The following is a 20857-nucleotide window of genomic DNA, read 5'->3' on the forward strand; positions in this document are numbered from 1 at the left end:
TAAGCAATAAGTAATACAAAACCTTCCCGATGGGAAGGTTTTTTTGGTTGTTATGTTTTTTTGTTATAAAGATTAAAAGGTATACCCAATGTAATTTTGATCATAAAATTATCTGATACTTTCGTCTTATAGGGTTCATTTTCAACTCCACATAAAATTCTAAGAGTAGCTTTGTTCACATCCTGCTCATTGTTTATTTTAATTACTAATCCTCCCATCAAAGAATATCTATTACGATACTCCGTATCATTTAAAGTTTGGAGTGCAAAAGAATGGGAAGCAAAGCCAGAAAATCCAAAATTCTTAACCATAAAGAAGGTACACTGTATACCAGATTGAAGAGTCCAAAACGCCCGCTTTAAGTTACTATATCTCCCTATCTGTGTTCCAGACGTATCAAAAATAAAAAGATCTCCGTCCCTATTTACCAAGTATGGTTTTTCATTACCAACCTTTGCATCAAGCAAACTCCCCATTGAAACATTACTAAAAGCCTGGAAATTAAGCAATTTTAATTTTGACTGCCAATTGAAATTATAAGATAAGTCAATCGATAACTTTGGGAAATTAGTAATTTCCTTATTATTAGTTAACAGTTTCATCGAATCTAAATGGACATTCTGATTTGAAACACTTATTGTGCTTTTTATCCAATGTAGCTTACTTCCTTTTAAAATATCGTTTTTACGATCGAAAGCAATCATCTGTTGTTCTATAAACTTTCCAGGATTTAGTAATATTTTCTTATACAATTTCATTTTTGTAGTAATTGAGTCTATATCTTTTCGATTGATCTCATTTTTTTTATCTCTTTCAAGGATTCCTAAATTATTATCATCATATTTTTTACTTTTTAACTTAGCCAATTCAACCTCATAAGCTTTATAATCAGTTTTCAAATTTTGATATTTTTCTAATAAAATGTTTTTATACTCTTCTCTCCTTTTCGCAAGATCCTCACAATCAGATTGAAGAAAATCTTGTGATGCAGAAAAAACCATTTTATTTATAGTAAATGAAGCCCCTATATCGTTTTTCCAAGCTTTGTTTGAATACAAAAAACCTGTATTGGCGCTTGAGGTATAAAGTGCCACATTATAAAAATAAGTATCTTTATAATTAAAATTCGCTCCCAAACTAATTTTTGTATCGTTTGTTCCATTTGTAAAAACCAAAGCATTATTATTAGTTGCATCATCTGATGAGTTTAATACTACAGCTCTTTTAATCGTTCTCAAATTAAAGTCTAAAATACTATCATGAACCGCTTTCTTATTACTGCAGCTATATCCTATTTTATCAAAGGCATCTTCCATCTCATTTCTAATCCCATCAATTCCAGTACCTTTTTCTGTTAAGAAAAATCCTCCCTTACCATAAAAAAGAAGTCTTCTTCCTTTATCTCCAGTAATGACAAATACCTTTTCACCTTTTACATTAATAAGAATAGGGCGATTATCTGTAAAGTAAATTTTCTCAAAGCTTAATTCTTCCTCTGAAATATTACTACTATTTATATTGGAAAATAATACTCCTGTATTAGTTTCAATAATATTTTCCAGCTTAACATTATTATTCTCTTTTTTTAATGTTTCAAGAAAATTTGCTTTGGTTTTTGAGGTTTGTAAGTTCTTAAATTTATCAGAACTGATTTCACTAAGTTTTCTTTGTTGCGCGAAGACTAGTTCTATACAAAGAAAAGATAGCAACAATAATAAATTAGTTTTCATGGTTATTTATTTTTCAGGTTAAATTTTTTGAATTTTCATCAGAAATTGGCTGAATGATTGCCTAAACAGAATATTCCAGAAATTAAGTTTGTACAGTCAATAGTTTTATTTAAAAGTACAATACTTTCCTACCACCCGAAATACCACAAAAGGGTGATTTTATTTAACATAATTTTATTATTTTTAAGAAAACATTAACCAATGAAGAAAAAATACGTGACTCACGCAAAAAAACCACATCCCCTCATTAAGGTCTGGAATGACTATCCTGAAATTTTACAGAATAACAACAGAATACTACCTGTTCCTACCATTGAAAACATGATCGGAGAAATTTTTGCTCCCGGAAAATTCTATTACTATGTCATCAATTTCGCAGACAGTACTATTATCTGTAATCACAATGAAGATATTTTAGCAATACATGGTCTCCATAAACATCCTGTACATCTGAAAGAAATTATCGACCTTATTCATCCTGATGACGTGGAATTTGTGATGGAAGCAGAAAGAATGTCTATAGAAAAAATAAAAGAAATTGACGGTTTTGATTATCAGCAGGAACTAAAAACCAGCTACTGTTTCAGGATGAGAACATCAAAAGGCAATTATGATCTGTTCCATCATCAGGCTTTACATACTTATAAAGATGAAAATGGCAGGCTTTTGCAGGCAGTTAATATCCACACCAATATTGAACATATCACCCATCAAAATCCGTATATGGTATTGGTTTCCGGAATCAACGGACGGGAAGATTTTCATCAGATGCAGTGGATGAAACGCAGCCAACCTGATGAAACAGTTCCTGTTATTTTTACCAAAAGAGAAGTTGAAATCATCAATTGCATTGCAAAAGGATATTCCACATGTGAAATTTCCTGTCTACTTACTATTTCAGAAGAAACAGTTCGTACCCACAGAAAAAATATCTTAAGAAAATCCGACTGTAAAAACAGTTCTGAACTCATCAAAAAAACTTTTGAGTGGGGATATCTCTAGATCATTAATCCTGACAAATCTCATCCACGAATTTCGGCGTAAAACTTGTACTTTTATGAATAAAGGAATGAAAAATGATACAGCCCCGGTTTAAAGACGCTCCCCACTTTAAAGATTTTTGGGAAAAAGGTAATGGAAAACAACTTATTGAGTTTTCCGGTGCTGAAGTCAGTTTCAAAGACTTTGACATATTTTCTCCTTTCTTTTATCATGTGGATGAAACTGGTGATCAGGTTGTAAGAGAGGTTTATTTTACTAAAAAATTTCATGAAGCCTCCAGAGAAATTGAACAATACATCAGAAAGGGAGTTTCGGAAACAGATACAGTTCCTGAAAGTATAAAAGAACTTTTTCATCAAACCCAAAGAGTTCCCGAATGGCTGGATTATAATTTACTTAAAAGTGGTGCTGAGCTCTGCATGAGAAGCAACCTTGATTCTTTAATCTCACTGAGAGACTACTGTCTGATTGGAGGATATGATTATGCCTACCTCAACAAACCGCTTATTGTTACAGAAGCATTGAAAAAAGGGGCGGTAAAACGTCTTTCGGAAACATTGGATTTTTGGGTAAATGCTACACGATACAATGCTTTGGAGCTTCATGCAAAAGGCTATGAATTTGCCATAAAAACCCGAATGATTCATTCTTATGCAAGGCTTTCCATAAAAAAACATTATAAAGACTGGGATACAGAAAACTGGGGTCAGCCGATCAACTCATGGGATATGATGGCAACGTATATTGGGTTCAGTCTTGTTTTTCTTCACAGTCTCAAAAAACTGGGAAATACATTTTCGATAGAAGAAGAACAGGGAATTTTTCATCTTTGGAAATACGTAGGCTATCTTCTGGGAATTCCGGAACAACTTCTTCCTGACGATAAAAAACAGGCCACAGAGTATTTCTACCTGTGGACTTCTATGCAACCTCCTTCAGATAAAGATTCTATTCTTCTTGCACATTCTCTGTTGGATGAATCTCTTGAAAACCCGATCCTCAAATTTGAATTTCAAAGAAAAAACCTTAGGTATCTTCACATCTGCTGCACCTGGTTTTTACTGGATGATGAAGTTTGCAAAAGATTACAGATTCCTGAAGTTCCCAACAGAAACCTTTTTCCTCATTCAAAAATTATTTTCAATAAAATTTACGACAATTTGGTAAGTCGCAAGACAAGAATAAAAAGAGGAAATAAAGATCAGATGAAGGTATTGGAAGACTATCTGAATATTACCAAAAATTCAAATTTCCATTAAAAATGCTGCCTTTCAAATAAACTGAAAATTACACGGGTTGATTTCCCTCAAAATGATCTGCTGAAGGTCTTTTCTTTCTGAAATTCCAGATCAGATATAATAAAAATAAAACAAACCAGACCCCAATAACAACTCCGAAGAAAATTTCTCTGATGGAAGGGTGAAGATAATTGGGTTTATAGAATAAACGGTCAAGAGTTTCAAACTTATCTTTTAGGTCGCCTCTTTCGTAAGTATTTCGTATTTCATTTAGAGGTTCTCTCGGAAGGTCTCTGTAATAGAAGACATCTTTGGTTAAATCTTTCGGAACGATCTGTGTTTCTATATTGTATTTTTTGAGAAGAGCATTCAGATTCTTAAATGAGTTAAGGAGTGAATCCTGACTATACTTGTAAAGCAAATCATATCTTTTAACTGCATTTTGATACTGCTGTTTAGACTCAGGAATCTTGTGTAATGGAGAAAACAGGTTTTTGTTTTCAAGAAAAATACACATTTTGTCATCATAATCAGGATGTACTTCCATCCCTTTAAATATAATTTCAGTACTATCCCCTATCTCTTTTTTAGAGATCATTCTTTTTTCCAGCTCTTTGAAATCAAACCCAAGAAAATCGAGCGCCAGTTTTGCTTTATTATTTAATTTTTCATGATTGGCTCTCAGCATTTTTAGGGTATCAATGCTATAATAAGTGTACTCTGTTGAATAATACTCTTTATTATTCGGATCGTAGAAAAGAGTATCTCTTTGCTCAATCACGGGATAAGGTTTAGGGTATAAAACATTTTCGGGATTAAACAATTTATCCGAACTGTACGAAGTATAGTTATATAAAAAAGGCTGTAAGACATTAATTAGTGTCTTATCTTTATTAAGATCTTTTTCAGGCAATAAAGTCCTCAACTTTGCATTGAACCCCAAACTATAACTGATAAAAAATGTCAAAGAAAAAAAAGATACCAGTAAAAGAGCAACCCCTATCCCCACAGTTTTTGATAGTTCATTTCTTTTTTGGACATGATTTCTAAGGAAAAAAATAAGAAAGAAAAACAAAAAAATACCGGATATAAAAAAATGAGAAATGGAAACATCATCATAAAATTTGAATCTGTAGAATTCTGTATAAATATCAATTTCGTGAAGGCTTTTCAACTTTATATATCCGTAAATAAAATAAGCCAGGTGAATAACCGCCAATACAGCGAAAGATTTAATCAGGAATAATTTTAATTTTCTGTCCATATAGTGATCTTAAAAAAAGAGTGTTTTAAGATAAGCATTTTTTCACATTGCATGGATGTAAAACGATCACTGAACTTATCAATATCTTGCAAATGCTGGAAAGTACTTCTCCAAAACCCGCATTCAACCTTCTATTTAAAGGGCATACCGCTTCATTCTTCCCTTCAATTTATTTTTTCCAATATTTCTTAATACCACAATATGCATCTCCTTCGTTATGAATAACATCACGCATAAAATTTTATCATTTTTTAACTCTAAAAACCTGTTTCGGGGATAAATAATATTAGCTTTTGATATTTAAATTATGTATTTTTGAGAAATTATTTTAATAGAGATGAGTAACATTGATGATAAGAAAAAAGCACTCGCATTAGTGCTTGACAAATTAGATAAAACCTACGGAAAAGGAACTGTAATGACTTTGGGAGATGATGCCGTAGACAATACAATAGAAGTCATTCCTTCCGGATCTTTAGGATTGGATATTGCTCTGGGAGTAGGCGGATATCCAAAAGGAAGAATCATTGAAATATATGGTCCTGAATCTTCAGGTAAAACGACATTAACACTGCACGCTATTGCTGAAGCTCAAAAAGCGGGTGGTATTGCAGCATTCATTGATGCAGAGCATGCTTTCGACAGAACTTATGCTGCAAAATTAGGAATCGATCTTGAAAATCTTATTATTTCTCAGCCTGACAATGGTGAGCAAGCTTTAGAAATTGCTGATAATCTTATCCGTTCCGGAGCTATTGATATCGTAGTCATTGACTCTGTGGCTGCATTGACGCCAAAAGCAGAGATTGAAGGTGAAATGGGAGACTCTAAAATGGGGCTTCACGCGAGATTGATGTCTCAGGCATTAAGAAAACTTACTGCTACAATTTCAAGAACAAAATGTACAGTGATCTTCATCAACCAGCTGAGAGAAAAAATCGGTGTAATGTTCGGAAATCCTGAAACAACTACAGGAGGTAACGCTCTTAAATTCTATGCTTCTGTAAGAATTGATATCAGAAAAGCAAGTGCACCTATTAAACAGGGTGACGAAGCTATTGGTAGCCGTGTGAAAGTGAAGATTGTGAAAAACAAAGTAGCTCCTCCTTTCAAACAGGCAGAATTCGACATCATGTATGGTGAAGGAGTTTCCAAAGTTGGAGAGATCCTTGATACAGCAGTAGATATGGGAATTGTGAAGAAAAGCGGTTCTTGGTTCAGCTACGAAGAGACTAAATTGGGTCAGGGACGTGATGCTGTAAAAGATGTTTTAAAAGATAATCCAGATCTTTCTGAAGAGTTAGAAGGCAAGATCAAGGAAGAAATGAAAAACAAATAATTTTTCAGAAAATATAAAAAAGGCAGTCTTAGGATTGCCTTTTTTTGTTTCTAAATGATTCTATTCTTTTAACGCAAAGTTTTTATTTGTATGCGGCCATATTTTTAAGAGAGCAAAGAGTGGAATCAATTTTATTGATTCTTACTAAGCGAACATAGTAACCACAAAGCTTCATCAGCGACAAAGTCGCAACTCTTTGTTTCCTTACAATCAATTTTCGAATCACTTATTTCTTTGCGTTTATAGTAACTCTTATCTTTTATAATCATATAAGAAAGATGATCTAATATTTTTTAATGCACTTATCTTTTAACGCAAAGCTTTTATCTGTATACTACAATATTTTTAAGAGAGCAAAGAGTGGAATCAATTTTATTGATTCTTACTAAGCGAACATAGTAACCACAAAGCTTCATCAGCGATAAAGTCGCAACTCTTTGTTTCCTTACAATCAATTTTCGAATCACTTATTTCTTTGCGTTTATAGTAACTCTTATCTTTTATAATCATACAAGAAAGATGATCTAATATTTTTTAATGCACTTATCTTTTAACGCAAAGTTTTATCTGTATACTACAATATTTTTAAGAGAGCAAAGAGTGGAATCAATTTTATTGATTCTTACTAAGCGAACATAGTAACCACAAAGCTTCATCAGCGATAAAGTCGCAACTCTTTGTTTCCTTACAATCAATTTTCGAATCACTTATTTCTTTGCGTCTATATTAATTTTCACCTTTTAGTCAGAAAATAAAAAAGAGGTCATTCCTTAGAACAACCTCTTGAGTTTTTATATTTTTAAAAATTATTCAGCCATTTTACCCTGAAGCTGTAATGCTCCGGCAACCTTCATTCCTTTTGTAAGGGTTTCAAATCTTATGTTTTCTTTATTCACAAAAGCATCAATGGTGAAGTAATCTTCTCTTTCTTCATGAGTGATCAGTTTCAATTTCAGGATATATCCTTTAACGCTTCCATCTTCCAGCAATTCGGTTTCTTTAAAATCAACAAGCTGAGCGATAAAATCAAAACAAGCATAGTTCGGAACCTCATTACTCGGTGCATACGTTGTAAAATCTTCGCTAATTTTAGTTCCATCTGGTAAATCGAAACTTTCATGAACATCAAGAATGAAAACAATTCCGCTGATATTGATATTAAAATGAGTTTGCGTTAAATATTTATTTCTATTTTCTGCATAATCTGTAGCAAAGAACCAAACACCAAAAGTATCTCTGGCCGGACCAGCAACAATTGCCTGTAAATTCAAAGCATTTTCCCATTCTCTGATTGATCTTGTTTCAAAATCTAATGTATAATCGGTTTTCACTTCCGGAATAATAGTACTAAGCTCATCGGTAATGATGGTTTTAAACCTTACATCTTCAAATTCCGTTTTACTTTTGCCTTCTCCTGAAGGATCAGAAACTGTAGACTGCATTAAAACATTGGTAAGATATTGACCGTAATCTTTAGTCTGAAAATTCTGATGACCAAAAATTCCGCTCCAGGTATTCACAAGATTATGAATGTTTGACTTTCTGATGATAATTCCCGCTTCGTTAGTCATTTCAGGAGCAGCAATTCCTTCTGTATTAGTAAAATAATTTTTACCATCAATCAGTTGATGATTCATGATCACATTATTTTCTTCGTGAGAAAATTCTGCAAAACCTTTATAAGTTATATTTTGATTTTCGAAAATATAAGAGAGTGCTGTTTTCGCCTTATCTTCTCCTCTGAAACGGTACACAAGAGAAATTGCTTTGAACTCGCCTTCCTGAGCAGCTGGATTATGGTTTCCATTATTGTCAAACTGAGAATGATACAAAATCATATAAGATTTTATCTTCCCTTCCTGAAGCTCAGTTTCAAATTTTGCTTCCATTTTATCAACAGCCTCTTGTGGCGAAAGTGCATATGCATCTTCTGTCACCATATAAGCAAATCCTTCAACTTCTCCATTTTCTTTTTCAAAAGCAGAAAGAGGAGTATATTCACCTCTTAACTGAAGCGCAATAGAATACACAATATAATCATTGTAAGTCTTTATTTTTTCGAACTCCTCATTAATCTTCGGTTCTTCAACAGCCTGCAATGGCACCTCTGGTGTTTCATCTACAAACTCCTCTACTATTTCTTGTACAATTGTCTCCTCCGGCTTTCTATATTCCTGAACCAGAACAGCTGCATTTTCCTGTGTGTTATTTTTCTTCTTAAAAAAATCAAAGATTCCCATACTGTTATTTATAATTGGCGGTAAATATAATAAAAGTGATCAATAGCCTCATCATAAAAAAATGCCATTGTGTCAGTTTTGTTTGGGTATATCGTTGGGTATATTAAAAAACTCGGCGGAGCCAAAGGCTCCGCCGAGTTTTTTAATTAGGTTTATCATCCGTCAGCTCAAATCCCCAATCTTTTCCTTTTTGGGTGGCTGGAACTCCTTTTGTCATCCAAACCGGAGCTTTAGCTCCTTTAAGGTAATAATCAAAGAACTGCTGTTCACGAATTTGAATATCCTTTCTGTTCTGGCGTTTCATAAGGTTATGATCATCACCATTGTAATTCAGAAGCCATACTGGTTTTCCGAGGCGGCGCAATGCTGTAAACATTTCAATTCCCTGATACCACGGAACGGCTCCATCTTTATCATTACTCATAATAACTACTGGAGTTTTCACCTGATTAATGGCAAAAAGCGGTGAATTTTTAATATAAAGTTCAGGCGCTTCCCATAAGTTTTTTCCTAATCTACTTTGTGATTTTTCATACTGAAACTGTCTGTTCATCCCTGAAGTCCATCGTATTCCTCCGTATGCAGAAGTCATGTTTACTACAGGAGCTCCACTCCATGCAGCGGTGTACATATTGGTATGAGCAATAAGATAGGCTACCTGATAGCCACCCCAACTCTGACCCTGAATTCCAATTTTAGAACCATCTACCCATTGGTTTTCTTTTAATTTCTCAACTCCGGAATTGATATATTCTATTGCAGATTCTCCAGGAAGACCATCTACGTAAGAAATATCGGGAGTGAAAACCAGATATCCATTGCTTACAAAATAAGAAATATTCAATCTTGAAGGCGTTGGAGCCGGTGCTACATAACGGTTTAGGTTATCCGAAAGCTTTTCATAGAAATAGACAATCATAGGATATTTTTTATTTGGATCGAAATTTTCCGGCTTATATAAAATTCCGGTAGAAGTATTTCCTTTTGGCGTCGTCCAATGTACCAATTCATCTGTTCCCCAATTATAAAGGCTTTGCTGGTGGTTGGTATTGCTCAGTTTTTTCTGCTCTGTGAAATCTGATGTCACAAAAATATTAGGAGAATCTGTATATGATTCTTTTACTAAAGTATATTCCTCAGCATTTTTTGCTTTTTGAAGGCTGCGATATCCCCAAACATTTTCCATTTGAATTTTCACAGGGTCAGCATTGGACTGAATAGAAGTTTTGAAAATTCCGTTTGCTTTGGATGTATTGTCAAATGCGGATAAATAGATGGTCGATTTTCGGTTTAAGCTTTTGATATCCTTATCTAAATCGTAAGTATCAAATGTTATTTTATTTTTACGTCCAAATCCATTTGTAATATTTCTCGGTTTTTTTGAACCATTAAGGAAAAATTCCCAGAGGTCGTAGCGGTCTTTGATAATTACAGATTCATCATTATCTGTCCAGGATGCAATACCATAAGGGGTTGGGTAATCCGGCATATCAAATTCTTCATCTACAAAAGAAACTGTAAGTTCACTATTCAGGGGAAGGGTTTGCTTTGTCTTAATATTATAACTGGACCATTTTCCTTTTTCTCTATCAAATATTACTACAAACTTTCCAAGAGGCGATACCGCAACAGCTCCGTCCAGATCTTTAATAATCTCTGTTCTTTCACCTGTTTTATTATCGATAAGGAAGTACGTTTTCTTTGTTGAACCTTCCCATTGTGAAGCAATACGGTTATTTAAACTGGTAATACCAAGAGCAAAATCGGCATTTCCCTGATTGACCAATCGTAAAGTATCCAGATCTATACCGTCAATATTTCTAAAGGTATCCGGTTTTTCTGTTTGCATTACCGCTGCATAGGATTTTTTCAGGTCACCTTTCAAATCCTTTAACTGTACGGTCTGTAAATAATCATCTCTATAATTCCAGATATCTACAACAGCATGATCATTGGCAATCATAGCTGTATCTTTTGCAACAGGTCTTGGAGCCACACCAAAATATAGCTGCTTCCCGTTTTTGCTGAATATCGGAAGTCGGTTTTCAGAAATCACCCAATCTTTTTTCATCTGAGGATTTTCATTGGCAATGATTTCTTTTTTATTCTGTTTAAAATTAGAATAGTACAACTGATATAGCTTTACTAAATCATTCTGTGCAGAAGAAGTTCCTACATACGCCAGTTGATTTCCTTCTTCATCAAATGCCAGTTGCGAGAAGTCGCCTTCCATTTCTGAAATTTTGGTCACCGTCCCTTTTTGCAGATCTACAACCTGCACAGTCTGGAACGTATATTTCTTTGGCTTCGATTTATCTGTATCTTTCTTTTCTGCAGGTTTATGATCCAGTGAATCTTTCTTTTCTTTTTTATCCTTACCGGTTTTCTCTTCGGGCTTTTTGGTTACAAAAACAAGTTGCTTCCCGTTTTTACTGAATTCATAACGGATGACATTATCGTAGGTTGTACTTTTCCCATTCAAGAGGTTTCGTACAACCAACTGCAATGGCTTTGTATTTTTATCATCATCCTTATCCTCTCCATCTTCTTTATCCGAGGCTCCATCTGAAGATTTATCGGTCATATTTTCCAGAAGATAAGCAACATAAGACCCTTCCTTTTCAGGAACTTTAAATCCTCTTACATTAGGAATTTTCTCCGTTTTATCACTTAAAAAATCTACTATCGCAATGCTGTCTTTTGTTAATTTATCCTTTTTAAGTTTTTTATCCTTTACCGCTTTTATATCCTTGTATAAAGGGCGGATTTGAAAAACAGCAAATCTGGAATCATTTGTAAAATCCACTTTTGTTGCCCTTGCAAACTGTTTGGAGGTTTTATTCTTAACTGAATACAAAAAAAGGTTAGAATTACCTTCCTGAGGATCTACAGAATAAGCGACCCATTTTCCGTCATTTGAGATCTTTCTGGCTCCTATATTTTGCCAGTTGTCGTAGACAGAATGATCTAAAGGCTTCTTCTGTCCGAACATGAAACAGGTCATGATGAGCAGAAAAAATACTGAACATTTCAACTTCATTTTCAAAAAATTTTAAGGATTAAAAGTACTCTATTTCTCTGACAAATCCATAAATTACATGGGCTTCTTCACATTGCAAAAAATGTCATTCTGTCACATTCCTCTTTATGGTATTTTTTTTGAGAAATATCTGAAAATTAAAAAATCTAAAATATGATGACTAAAGGAAATATTAATGTATCTGTGGAAAACATTTTCCCGCTTATCAAAAAATTTCTTTACAGTGACCACGAAATATTCCTGAGAGAATTGATCTCCAACGCAACGGATGCCACTTTAAAATTAAAACATCTTACAAGCATCGGAGAAGCAAAGGTTGAATATGGCAATCCAAAGCTTGAAGTAAAAATTGATAAAGACCAGAAAACTTTACGCATCATTGATCAGGGTATCGGGATGACGGGTGAAGAAGTTGAAAAGTACATCAACCAGGTCGCTTTTTCGGGAGCTGAAGAGTTTTTGGAAAAATATAAAGATTCTGCAAAAGATTCAGGAATCATCGGGCATTTTGGTCTTGGATTCTATTCTGCATTTATGGTGGCAGAAAAGGTAGAAATTCTTACAAAATCTTACAAAGATGAGCCTGCTGTACGTTGGATTTGCGATGGCAGCCCTGAATTCACTCTTGAAGAAACGACTGATAAAACCGACAGAGGGACGGAAATCATTCTTCACATTGCTGAAGATTCTGTAGAATTTTTAGAAGAAGGAAAGATCCGTGAACTATTATTAAAATATAATAAATTCATGCCTGTTCCGATCAAATTCGGAACTAAAACCCATACTCTTCCTTTACCTGAGGATGCTGCTGAAGATGCTGTTGCAGAAACTGAGGAAGTGGATAATATCATCAACAATCCTGTACCGGCATGGACTATCGCACCCAGTGAGCTGAATAACGAAGATTATATGAAATTTTACCACGAACTGTATCCAATGCAGTTTGAGGAGCCTTTATTCAATATTCATCTAAATGTAGATTATCCTTTCAACCTTACGGGAATTCTTTTCTTCCCGAAACTGAGCAACAATCTGAATATTGACAAAGATAAAATTCAGTTATATCAAAACCAGGTATTTGTAACGGATGAAGTAAAAGGAATTGTTCCAGACTTCCTAATGCTTCTTAGAGGGGTGATTGATTCTCCGGATATTCCGTTGAATGTTTCCCGTTCTTACCTTCAGGCAGATGGTGCGGTGAAAAAGATTTCTTCTTATATCACCAAAAAAGTAGCTGACAAAATGGTTTCTCTGATCAACGAAAACCGTGAAGATTACGAAACCAAGTGGAATGATATTAAAGTCGTTATTGAGTACGGAATTGTTACTGAAGATAAATTTGCCGAAAAAGCAGATAAATTCACATTATATCCTACAGCAGACGGAAAATACTTCCTTTGGGATGAGTTGGTAGAAAAAATTAAGCCTTTACAAACTGATAAGGATAACAAATTAGTTGTACTATACGCTACCAATGCTGATGAACAGCACAGCTATATTCAGGCTGCCAAAGATAAAGGATATGAAGTTCTTGTATTAGACACTCCTATCACGCCACACGTTATCCAGAAGCTTGAAACATCAAAAGAAAATATTTCATTTGCAAGAGTAGATGCTGATCACATCAATAATCTTATTAAAAAAGATGAGCCGATTATTTCAAAACTGAATGAAACGGAAAAAGAAGCTCTGAAAAAGAATGTAGAGGAAGCTATTCAGGATTCTAAATTTACGGTTCAGCTTGAAGATCTTGACAGTAGCGATGCTCCATTTACCATAACTCAACCTGAGTTTATGAGAAGAATGAAAGAGATGCAGGCAACCGGCGGAGGTGGTATGTTCGGAATGGGAGGATTCCCGGAAATGTACAATCTGGTTGTGAATTCGAACAGTGAACTGTCTAATCAGATTTTAAAAACTGAGAATACAGAAGAAAAAGAAAGCCTGATTAAATATGCTATTGATCTGGCAAAACTTTCACAAAACCTACTGAAAGGAAAAGACCTGACAGATTTTATACAAAGAAGTTATAAACAACTTGAAAAATAATATACAAAAGACTGTTTCTTTCGAAACAGTCTTTTTTTATTTAAAAAGGGTTGGAAAAAAGCAAAGGCGCTAATTTTTTTTACATGGCTCTTGATTTAAGGCGCCAGGATTTTATCTTCATAAAATTGTGTGCCGTTGATTTATTATACATTATTCTTACTGAAAATCTCATATTGAGCGAAGTTGAAATGTTCTTGTATATTGAAATTTCCGTGACATATTAATCTCTTAACGCCTTTGAGTATCCAACAACAAAATGGTTTAACAATTACTAATAGCAATTCAAACCTTATAGGTTTAATGATACTCTCTTACCCAAAAAAGGTTTAACAGTACTCCCTCACCCCAAAAAGATGTAATTAAGTAGCCGCTTTATAAAAAGACAGCTTATATAAAGAAGAAAATTATCCATAATTAAATAGGATAATACTTATGTTTTCAAGCTTAGCTTCATTTTATATTTAATCTTATTCTTTAGAACCTATTTTTTTCTATTTTTTATTGTATACATTATGCTTTTTCACCATTTTTGTGTAAAATGTCGGATATGCAAAAAGAAAAATTACGTGTCATAAGAAAACAAAAAGGCTACACTCAGCAGCAGGTAGCTGATTTTATCGCAACAGATGTATCCAACTACAGCAGAAAAGAAAGTGGTGATGTGAAAATCATAAGAGATGAGTGGGACAAAATTGCCCGTTTCTTAAATGTTCCGGTGGAAGATATTTATGAAGAGGAGGAAGCTACAATAGTTATTAATTATGATCATCCTGTATTTAATGATAGAGCCAGGGCTACTTCCGCAGGAGTAATTACCAACCAGAATAATTATGATAATATCCCTGGAGCTATCATTGAAAATCTTCAGTCCTATATTGCGCTCTTAAAAGAAGAGAATAGCAGACTCAAAGAGGAATTAAAAAATACGACCAGTACAAGCACTTCGAGAGCTAAAAAATAACCGTCGTATCATATATTCTTATCCATAAAAATACTCCAGCGGCAAAGCCGCTGGAGTATTTTATTATAGTGTATCCATTTCTTTCAGAATATCTTCTTTGTTGTTCTTCATTCCTTCCAAATGATCGCCTTTTGTTTCAATGAAAACTTTTGTACCGGATGAGACATTGTCATAAACGAGTTTCCCCTGTTCGTAAGGAACCGTATGGTCGTCTTTAGCCTGAATAACAAGCACAGGAAGCTTTCCTAAAGCCTTCACATCTTCTTTAGCAGAATAAGGAGAGACCAATGTCTGCAAAATAAAATCTCTGTACTGAGGTGCAAAATGTGCGGCAATATCAGTAAAAGAAGCCATTGGACAATCCAGGATAAGCCCTGAGATTTTAGATGCATTATCTTTAGCAAGATGAGACGCAATCTGACTTCCTAAAGAAGCTCCATAAAAGTAGATCTTTGTGTTTTTAATATCATTTCTTTTGCTTAGTTCTTCAAAAAACTTCTGTCCGTCTTCCGCTACATTTTTATGCGTTGGTTTTCCTGTAGATAAGCCATATCCTCTAAAATCAATCATTACTACCTGATATCCTGCATCTACTAATGGTTTTGTAATCAATTGGTATGTCGTTACATTTCCTCCGGCACCATGAAAGAAGAAAATAGTCTTTTTAATCTCCTTCTGTTTTGGTTTTGCAATAAAAGCTGTGATTACATTATCTTCTACCGGAAACCTAACAGAATCGGAAATTTTCATTTCAAAAGGCTTCATCGATTTACTAGGCTGATAGAATTTATCATCCATTTGTGCTTTTGAAAATACAGCAAGAAAAAGAAATACTAGGGTAAGAATTGAGTTTGGTTTCATGATATTTGTTTTTAATTATGAACCAAAGGTATTGTGAAAGGTAGAAATTTGAAAAAATATATACCCGAACCGTATCATTCTTTACCTGAATCGTAAAAACTTAGATCTAAATTTCATTCAATGGATCCCAAAACAGTTTTTTAAAGTTTTTTATTCTGAAATTTTCAATGATTATTCCTTCTGCTTCTAGCTTTGGCTGAAATTCAGGAACGGATAATACGCCGGAACTTGAAATTACCCGATGAGCAGGAACATCTTTTGGACATCCTCCCATCGCTTTTCCTACATGGCGTGAATGGTTGGGGTAGCCTACCGCTTTTGCTATGGCTCCATACGTTGATACCCTTCCTTTAGGGATAAGCTTTGCTACTTCATATACCTGTTGTTTGAAAATTTCATCCATTATAATTATTATTTTGTATGGTTCTGTATGAGTTGAATTTTAAAACAGATCGTTTTTGCATCATTTTTGAATTCTTATATATTCAATGATGTTTCATTAAAAGATAAAGGTATGAAAAAATCATTCTTCAGACTGTTGAATACAGTTAATAAAAAGGTTCTTCCGAAGCTGAGTAAGAAAGATCCTAATCATTTAACCAAAATTGAGAAAAGAATTCTGGCATATCGATATTTTGTGTTGGTGAATTCTTTGGAATAGTTTTCTATTGTTTTTTATTTTTAACCACAGATTACACGGATGTTCACAGATGGTTGTAGATATCCTTTAGAAAACGCATAGTCGCAAATTATTTTAAGTTCTACAAATTATAAGACGCAAGGATTTTGTCTGTGATAAAATTGTATACTGTTTATTAATTTATGTATAATTCTCGCTGAAAATTCCCCGCCAAAATACAGGTATATAGCAATAAAAAAGCGCTCCAAGTGAATTTGAAGCGCTCGTATTATTTATCTCTTTTGAGAAATTTATTCTTAAGAATTTTCTAAGATATAAGAGAACATCAATGGTGCACAGATAGTTGCATCACTTTCAACGATAAATTTCGGTGTAGTGATATCAAGTTTACCCCAAGTAATTTTCTCATTTGGAACTGCTCCTGAGTAAGAACCATAAGATGTTGTAGAGTCAGAAATCTGGCAGAAATAAGACCAGAAAGGAATGTCATGCATTTCCATATCCTGATACAACATTGGTACTACACAGATAGGGAAATCTCCTGCGATACCTCCACCAATCTGGAAGAATCCAACTCCTTTTCCTGCTGAGTTTTTAGTATACCAGTCAGCAAGGTAAGTCATATATTCGATTCCTGATTTCATTGTTGTAGCGGTAAGCTCTCCTTTGATACAGTAAGATGCAAAGATATTCCCCATTGTAGAATCTTCCCATCCCGGTACTACGATTGGCAAGTTAGCTTCTGCAGCAGCAATCATCCAAGAATTTTCTCTTGGGATTTCATAGTATTGTTCTAATACACCTGAAAGGATCATTTTGTACATGAACTCATGTGGGAAATATCTTTCTCCTTTAGCTTCTGCATCTTTCCAGATTTCTACAATATGTTTCTGTAATCTTCTGAAAGCTTCTTCTTCCGGAATACAGGTATCTGTAACTCTGTTCAAACCTCTTTCTAAAAGATCCCATTCATCCTGAGCTGTTAAATCTCTATAGTGAGGAACTCTTTCGTAGTGAGAGTGAGCGACAAGGTTCATTAAGTCTTCTTCAAGGTTAGCTCCTGTACAAGAAATAAAGTCTACTTTTCCCTGACGGATCATTTCAGCAAGAATTTTACCCAACTCTGCAGTAGACATTGCTCCTGCCAAAGTAATCATCATTTTCCCGCCATCTTTAAGATGTGCAACATACCCTTTAGATGCATCTACCAATGCAGCTGCATTGAAGTGCAGGTAATATTTCTCTATAAATTCAGAAATTGGTTTGCTCATTTTTTTTAATTTTTGCAAAGATAAAACTTAAAAACGGAATGCAATCAAAGCGTTTGAAGAAAGTATTAAGACGAAGTCTTTTTTTATCATTTGTTAAATTGGAAAAGTTGAAATAGTTGGAAAACGCATGGGCGCAAAAGTTTTTTATGTTTTTGTGAATATTTTAAGACGCAAGAAAATCTAAGATTTTGAGCAAAGATGGGATTATTAGTATTAAATTTTCTCACAGTTTTTTATACTGTTTACAAAATCAGCATAAGATAAAAGAGAGATTACACCAATAAAAAAGCGCAGCTCCTCTGAGCTACGCTTCTATAATCATTCAACTTAATCGTATTTTGTGAAATTTATCCTTCCCAAGCTTCTACTTTCAGGATTTCAATTTTTCTTTCACCTTCTTTAAAAGGCCAGTGAATAATATCACCCACTCTATATCCTACTACTGCTAAAGCAATATCGGAAAGAATGGAATGTTTATTCTTTTTCAGTTTTTCTTTGTTGGATGACACAAAAATATATTCGTGTTCAACATCCAGTGTATGATCTTTTAAAGTCACTTTTCTTTCTACTGTCACAATATCAGCCGGGAGATCTCTTCTTAGTACCTGCTTGGCTTTTCTAAGTTCTTCGGCAAGTCTTTTTTCTCCCTCCATGCTTACTTTTTTTCTTCTGATCGTATCTTTTATAGCATCATAAATTCCTGTGGTTACAATAATATGATTGGACATTTTTTTAATTTTTAAAATATTAAATGCAGGTATTCCAACGATCCAATGTAGAATACAGGCAAAAAGCCTTCTTCCATAGAAAACCGCAACAATTGCTCAATAAAAATCTGTAATAGTCCCCTGTCTTGAATCCTGACAGGGCTTAATTAATAAAGTCCTTAGAACTTTTCAGAAAAGAATCTGTGTGGAGATAAAGTAACGACAGCAACAATCCTGATCCTCTGCGTTCTGCCGATAAAAAGATTGTTGCTGTCATTATATAATTGTTTTAATTCTTACAAATATAAGACTTAAAAACGGAATGCGGCAGCGGCGCTTAAGGAAATTCTTGTAAGTCCTTCTTTCTGGTCATCAGGAAGTTCATAAGATCTTCCATCTATTTTCATTTTTCCTAATGTACCGGCAGTAATTCCGAATTTAGGACCGATCAGAAAGTTCTTGGAAACAGCGTACTGATAGCCAATTCCTGCTTCCAGACCAAGGTTGGAACCTGTTCCTTTTATAGATCCTGTTTTGGTTGTATAGGTGATTACTCCCAGAGAAACATCGGCTGCAAACTTATGCCTTGACGCTGCTTCATTATAATTGGAAAACATTACGGAAGGACCAAAGAAAGTAATGTTATCTTTAGTGCTTACATAGGCAGAAACTCTCTGTCCATTAACATCGTAACCGTTTAATGTTCCACTGCTGGAAGAGCTGAAATTGGAAAACTTAGCCCCGATTCCTATATTTTTGATGTTATAATAAGCTGCAATCTCGAAATTCACACCGTTTTTCAGTTTTTGCAGATATTTTTTTTCATCTCTTGAAAATCCTGACGGTGTTTGAGCGATCCTCCATGCATATCCCACTGCTGGTGCGATTGTTATTTTTTCCTGTGCAAAAGAAATGAAAGAATACGAAATAGCTCCCAGGAGCATTAATTTTTTTATCATGGTTTTATTTTTTTTGCAAAAATAAAATTTTCCAGGAAAGAATCAAGTTAAAACTTGAAACGTCTGTTTTCTTTTTTATCAGAAAGCTTCTTTTTACTATCTAATCTTTTCTGTTTCTGTGCCCGTGAAGGTTTGGTGGCTGTTCTTTTTTTAGGAACAATTAAAGCTTTGTTGACAATTTCGATAATTTTTTCAATGGCTTTATTTTTATTCATCAATTGGGTTCTGCTCTCTGAAACTGTTAAAAAAAGAAAGCCATCTGCATTGATTCTGTTTTTCAGCTTGTTCTGAATCATTTCCTTTTCTTCATCATTGAAAAACTCTGATCCATCAACTTTCCAAAGTACAGTGACAGCGGTCTCCACTTTATTAACGTTCTGTCCTCCTGCCCCACTACTTCTGGAGGTTTTAAAGCTGAGTTCTTTTGAAAAATTTTTCGTCATTTTTAGGATTATAAGTTCTCCGTTATCTTTTTATACAGTTCCATCCTGCTTACCTTTCCGTTGGGTGTCCTTGGAATTTCAGGGATAAAAATAATTTCTTTAGGCTTATGAAAGCTTTTTTCAAACGGAATTTCTGAAATTTTATTTTTTACTTCTTCTGTTTCGTCTACTTCTATAACCAATATCAGTTTTTGTCCCAAAGTTTCGTCTGGCAAACCGATAAATACGGCTTCATTGGAGAGTTCTTTTTTTACAAGCGTTTCAAGCGTTTCCGGAAAAATTTTCGCTCCTCCGGAATTGATTACGTTATCTATTCTTCCAAGAAATTTAAATTGTTTATCATTTTTAATTTCCACCAAGTCATTCGTCTGTAATACTTCTGCATTAACGTTGGGTGCAAAGATTTTCAGGCAACCTCTGTCATCCAGAGAAATGGATACATTTTCGAAAACTGTGAAATAGTCTTCCGAGATTGGCATCAATTGTTTTAAGCCAATGTGAGAAAGGGTTTCCGACATTCCGTATGTTTCAAAAATACGGTTTGATTCCCCCAGATTCATTCCCCGGATTTTATTTTTCAGACTTTCTGAAACAGAGGCTCCTCCGATGATCAAATTTTTAATCCAATGAAGTTTGTCTAAGGAATTTTCTACCTGAAGTGGAGTCATGGCACAAAATTCTATTTCTTCATTTAAATTTTCAACAGGTTTCAGGTTGGGCTCTGCGATGATCAATTGTAATTTTCTTTCCCAGGAACGCACGACCATCATTTTACCCGATATGTATTCTACCGGCAGGCATAGAAGGGCTTTATCTCCTTTTTTCAATCCCAAAAAGTTACAGGTCATGATGGCAGAATTGATCATTTTCTTTTTCTCTATTCCAAAAATTTTAGGAGTTCCTGTAGATCCGGAAGTCTGAACATTTACTGTTTCTTTGTCAGAGAGCCATTCCTGTAAAAAATTTTCAACTTTGTTTTGAAATCCTGTATAGGATGATAATTGATTCGTATTGAGATTATTGAAGTCTATCAGCATATTTTCCGTGAATAAATTCTACAGTAAATTTAAAAAAAAATTCAAAAAGTTCTTGTATATATAGAAAAAAGCTGTA

17 protein-coding genes are annotated in these 20857 nt (G+C 34.2%); 6 read left to right on the top strand and 11 right to left on the bottom strand.

Annotated features, from left to right (window positions below; translation table 11 throughout):
• Positions 1-50 precede the first annotated feature (50 nt).
• Complete coding sequence (locus ACQ76T_RS18635; RefSeq protein ID WP_431344755.1) at positions 51-1730, bottom strand: hypothetical protein; 1680 nt, start codon at positions 1728-1730, stop codon at positions 51-53.
• Between the two features lie 201 nt (positions 1731-1931).
• Between ACQ76T_RS18635 and ACQ76T_RS18640 the strand changes: the two genes are divergently transcribed.
• The gene (locus tag ACQ76T_RS18640) at positions 1932-2732 is read left to right on the top strand and encodes a response regulator transcription factor (RefSeq protein WP_431344756.1); all 801 of its coding nucleotides are present in this window, start codon (positions 1932-1934) and stop codon (positions 2730-2732) included.
• A 74-nt stretch (positions 2733-2806) separates the two neighbouring features.
• Positions 2807-3991 (top strand): oxygenase MpaB family protein, encoded by a 1185-nt coding sequence (locus ACQ76T_RS18645; RefSeq protein WP_431344757.1) that lies wholly within the window; start codon positions 2807-2809, stop codon positions 3989-3991.
• Positions 3992-4019: 28 nt separating this feature from the next.
• Here the strand turns inward: ACQ76T_RS18645 and ACQ76T_RS18650 are convergent, their stop codons facing one another.
• Complete coding sequence (locus ACQ76T_RS18650) at positions 4020-5234, bottom strand: hypothetical protein (RefSeq protein ID WP_431344758.1); 1215 nt, start codon at positions 5232-5234, stop codon at positions 4020-4022.
• A 337-nt stretch (positions 5235-5571) separates the two neighbouring features.
• Between ACQ76T_RS18650 and recA the strand changes: the two genes are divergently transcribed.
• Complete coding sequence (recA, locus tag ACQ76T_RS18655; protein WP_422694040.1) at positions 5572-6573, top strand: recombinase RecA; 1002 nt, start codon at positions 5572-5574, stop codon at positions 6571-6573.
• Positions 6574-7379: 806 nt separating this feature from the next.
• Here recA and ACQ76T_RS18660 read toward each other — a convergent pair.
• Entirely contained in the window at positions 7380-8813 is a 1434-nt protein-coding gene (locus tag ACQ76T_RS18660; protein WP_431344759.1) for a hypothetical protein, read from the bottom strand.
• A gap of 142 nt (positions 8814-8955) precedes the next feature.
• Positions 8956-11853, bottom strand: coding sequence for a prolyl oligopeptidase family serine peptidase (locus tag ACQ76T_RS18665; RefSeq protein ID WP_431344760.1), 2898 nt, complete (start codon positions 11851-11853; stop codon positions 8956-8958).
• A gap of 156 nt (positions 11854-12009) precedes the next feature.
• On the opposite strand from ACQ76T_RS18665, the gene htpG reads away from it, so the two are divergent.
• Complete coding sequence (htpG, locus tag ACQ76T_RS18670; protein ID WP_431344821.1) at positions 12010-13902, top strand: molecular chaperone HtpG; 1893 nt, start codon at positions 12010-12012, stop codon at positions 13900-13902.
• Between the two features lie 547 nt (positions 13903-14449).
• On the top strand, positions 14450-14863 hold the full coding sequence (locus ACQ76T_RS18675; protein ID WP_431344761.1) for a helix-turn-helix transcriptional regulator: 414 nt from the start codon (positions 14450-14452) through the stop codon (positions 14861-14863).
• A gap of 63 nt (positions 14864-14926) precedes the next feature.
• Here the strand turns inward: ACQ76T_RS18675 and ACQ76T_RS18680 are convergent, their stop codons facing one another.
• Positions 14927-15724, bottom strand: coding sequence for an alpha/beta hydrolase (locus ACQ76T_RS18680; protein ID WP_431344762.1), 798 nt, complete (start codon positions 15722-15724; stop codon positions 14927-14929).
• A gap of 106 nt (positions 15725-15830) precedes the next feature.
• Positions 15831-16127: an MGMT family protein gene (locus ACQ76T_RS18685; protein WP_422694045.1), complete on the bottom strand. Its 297-nt coding sequence runs from the start codon at positions 16125-16127 to the stop codon at positions 15831-15833.
• A gap of 111 nt (positions 16128-16238) precedes the next feature.
• Between ACQ76T_RS18685 and ACQ76T_RS18690 the strand changes: the two genes are divergently transcribed.
• Positions 16239-16385: a hypothetical protein gene (locus ACQ76T_RS18690; protein WP_431344763.1), complete on the top strand. Its 147-nt coding sequence runs from the start codon at positions 16239-16241 to the stop codon at positions 16383-16385.
• Positions 16386-16660: 275 nt separating this feature from the next.
• On the opposite strand, the gene ACQ76T_RS18695 is transcribed toward ACQ76T_RS18690, so the two are convergent.
• The 5 genes from ACQ76T_RS18695 to ACQ76T_RS18715 form a co-directional block, all read right to left on the bottom strand.
• Positions 16661-17635, bottom strand: a complete 975-nt coding sequence (locus ACQ76T_RS18695) for a deoxyhypusine synthase family protein (RefSeq protein WP_431344764.1) — start codon at positions 17633-17635, stop codon at positions 16661-16663.
• Positions 17636-17982: 347 nt separating this feature from the next.
• Positions 17983-18363, bottom strand: a complete 381-nt coding sequence (locus ACQ76T_RS18700; protein WP_431344765.1) for a GreA/GreB family elongation factor — start codon at positions 18361-18363, stop codon at positions 17983-17985.
• A 290-nt stretch (positions 18364-18653) separates the two neighbouring features.
• Positions 18654-19301 carry a hypothetical protein gene (locus tag ACQ76T_RS18705; protein ID WP_431344766.1) on the bottom strand — a complete coding sequence of 216 codons (648 nt, stop codon included), beginning with the start codon at positions 19299-19301 and terminating at the stop codon, positions 18654-18656.
• 47 nt (positions 19302-19348) lie between these two features.
• Positions 19349-19744, bottom strand: a complete 396-nt coding sequence (gene arfB / locus ACQ76T_RS18710) for an alternative ribosome rescue aminoacyl-tRNA hydrolase ArfB (protein ID WP_431344767.1) — start codon at positions 19742-19744, stop codon at positions 19349-19351.
• Positions 19745-19752: 8 nt separating this feature from the next.
• Complete coding sequence (locus tag ACQ76T_RS18715; protein WP_431344768.1) at positions 19753-20781, bottom strand: AMP-binding protein; 1029 nt, start codon at positions 20779-20781, stop codon at positions 19753-19755.
• Positions 20782-20857 lie beyond the last annotated feature (76 nt).

Origin of the sequence: Chryseobacterium sp. JK1 (assembly GCF_050632815.1) — a bacterium.
GTDB lineage: Bacteria > Bacteroidota > Bacteroidia > Flavobacteriales > Weeksellaceae > Chryseobacterium.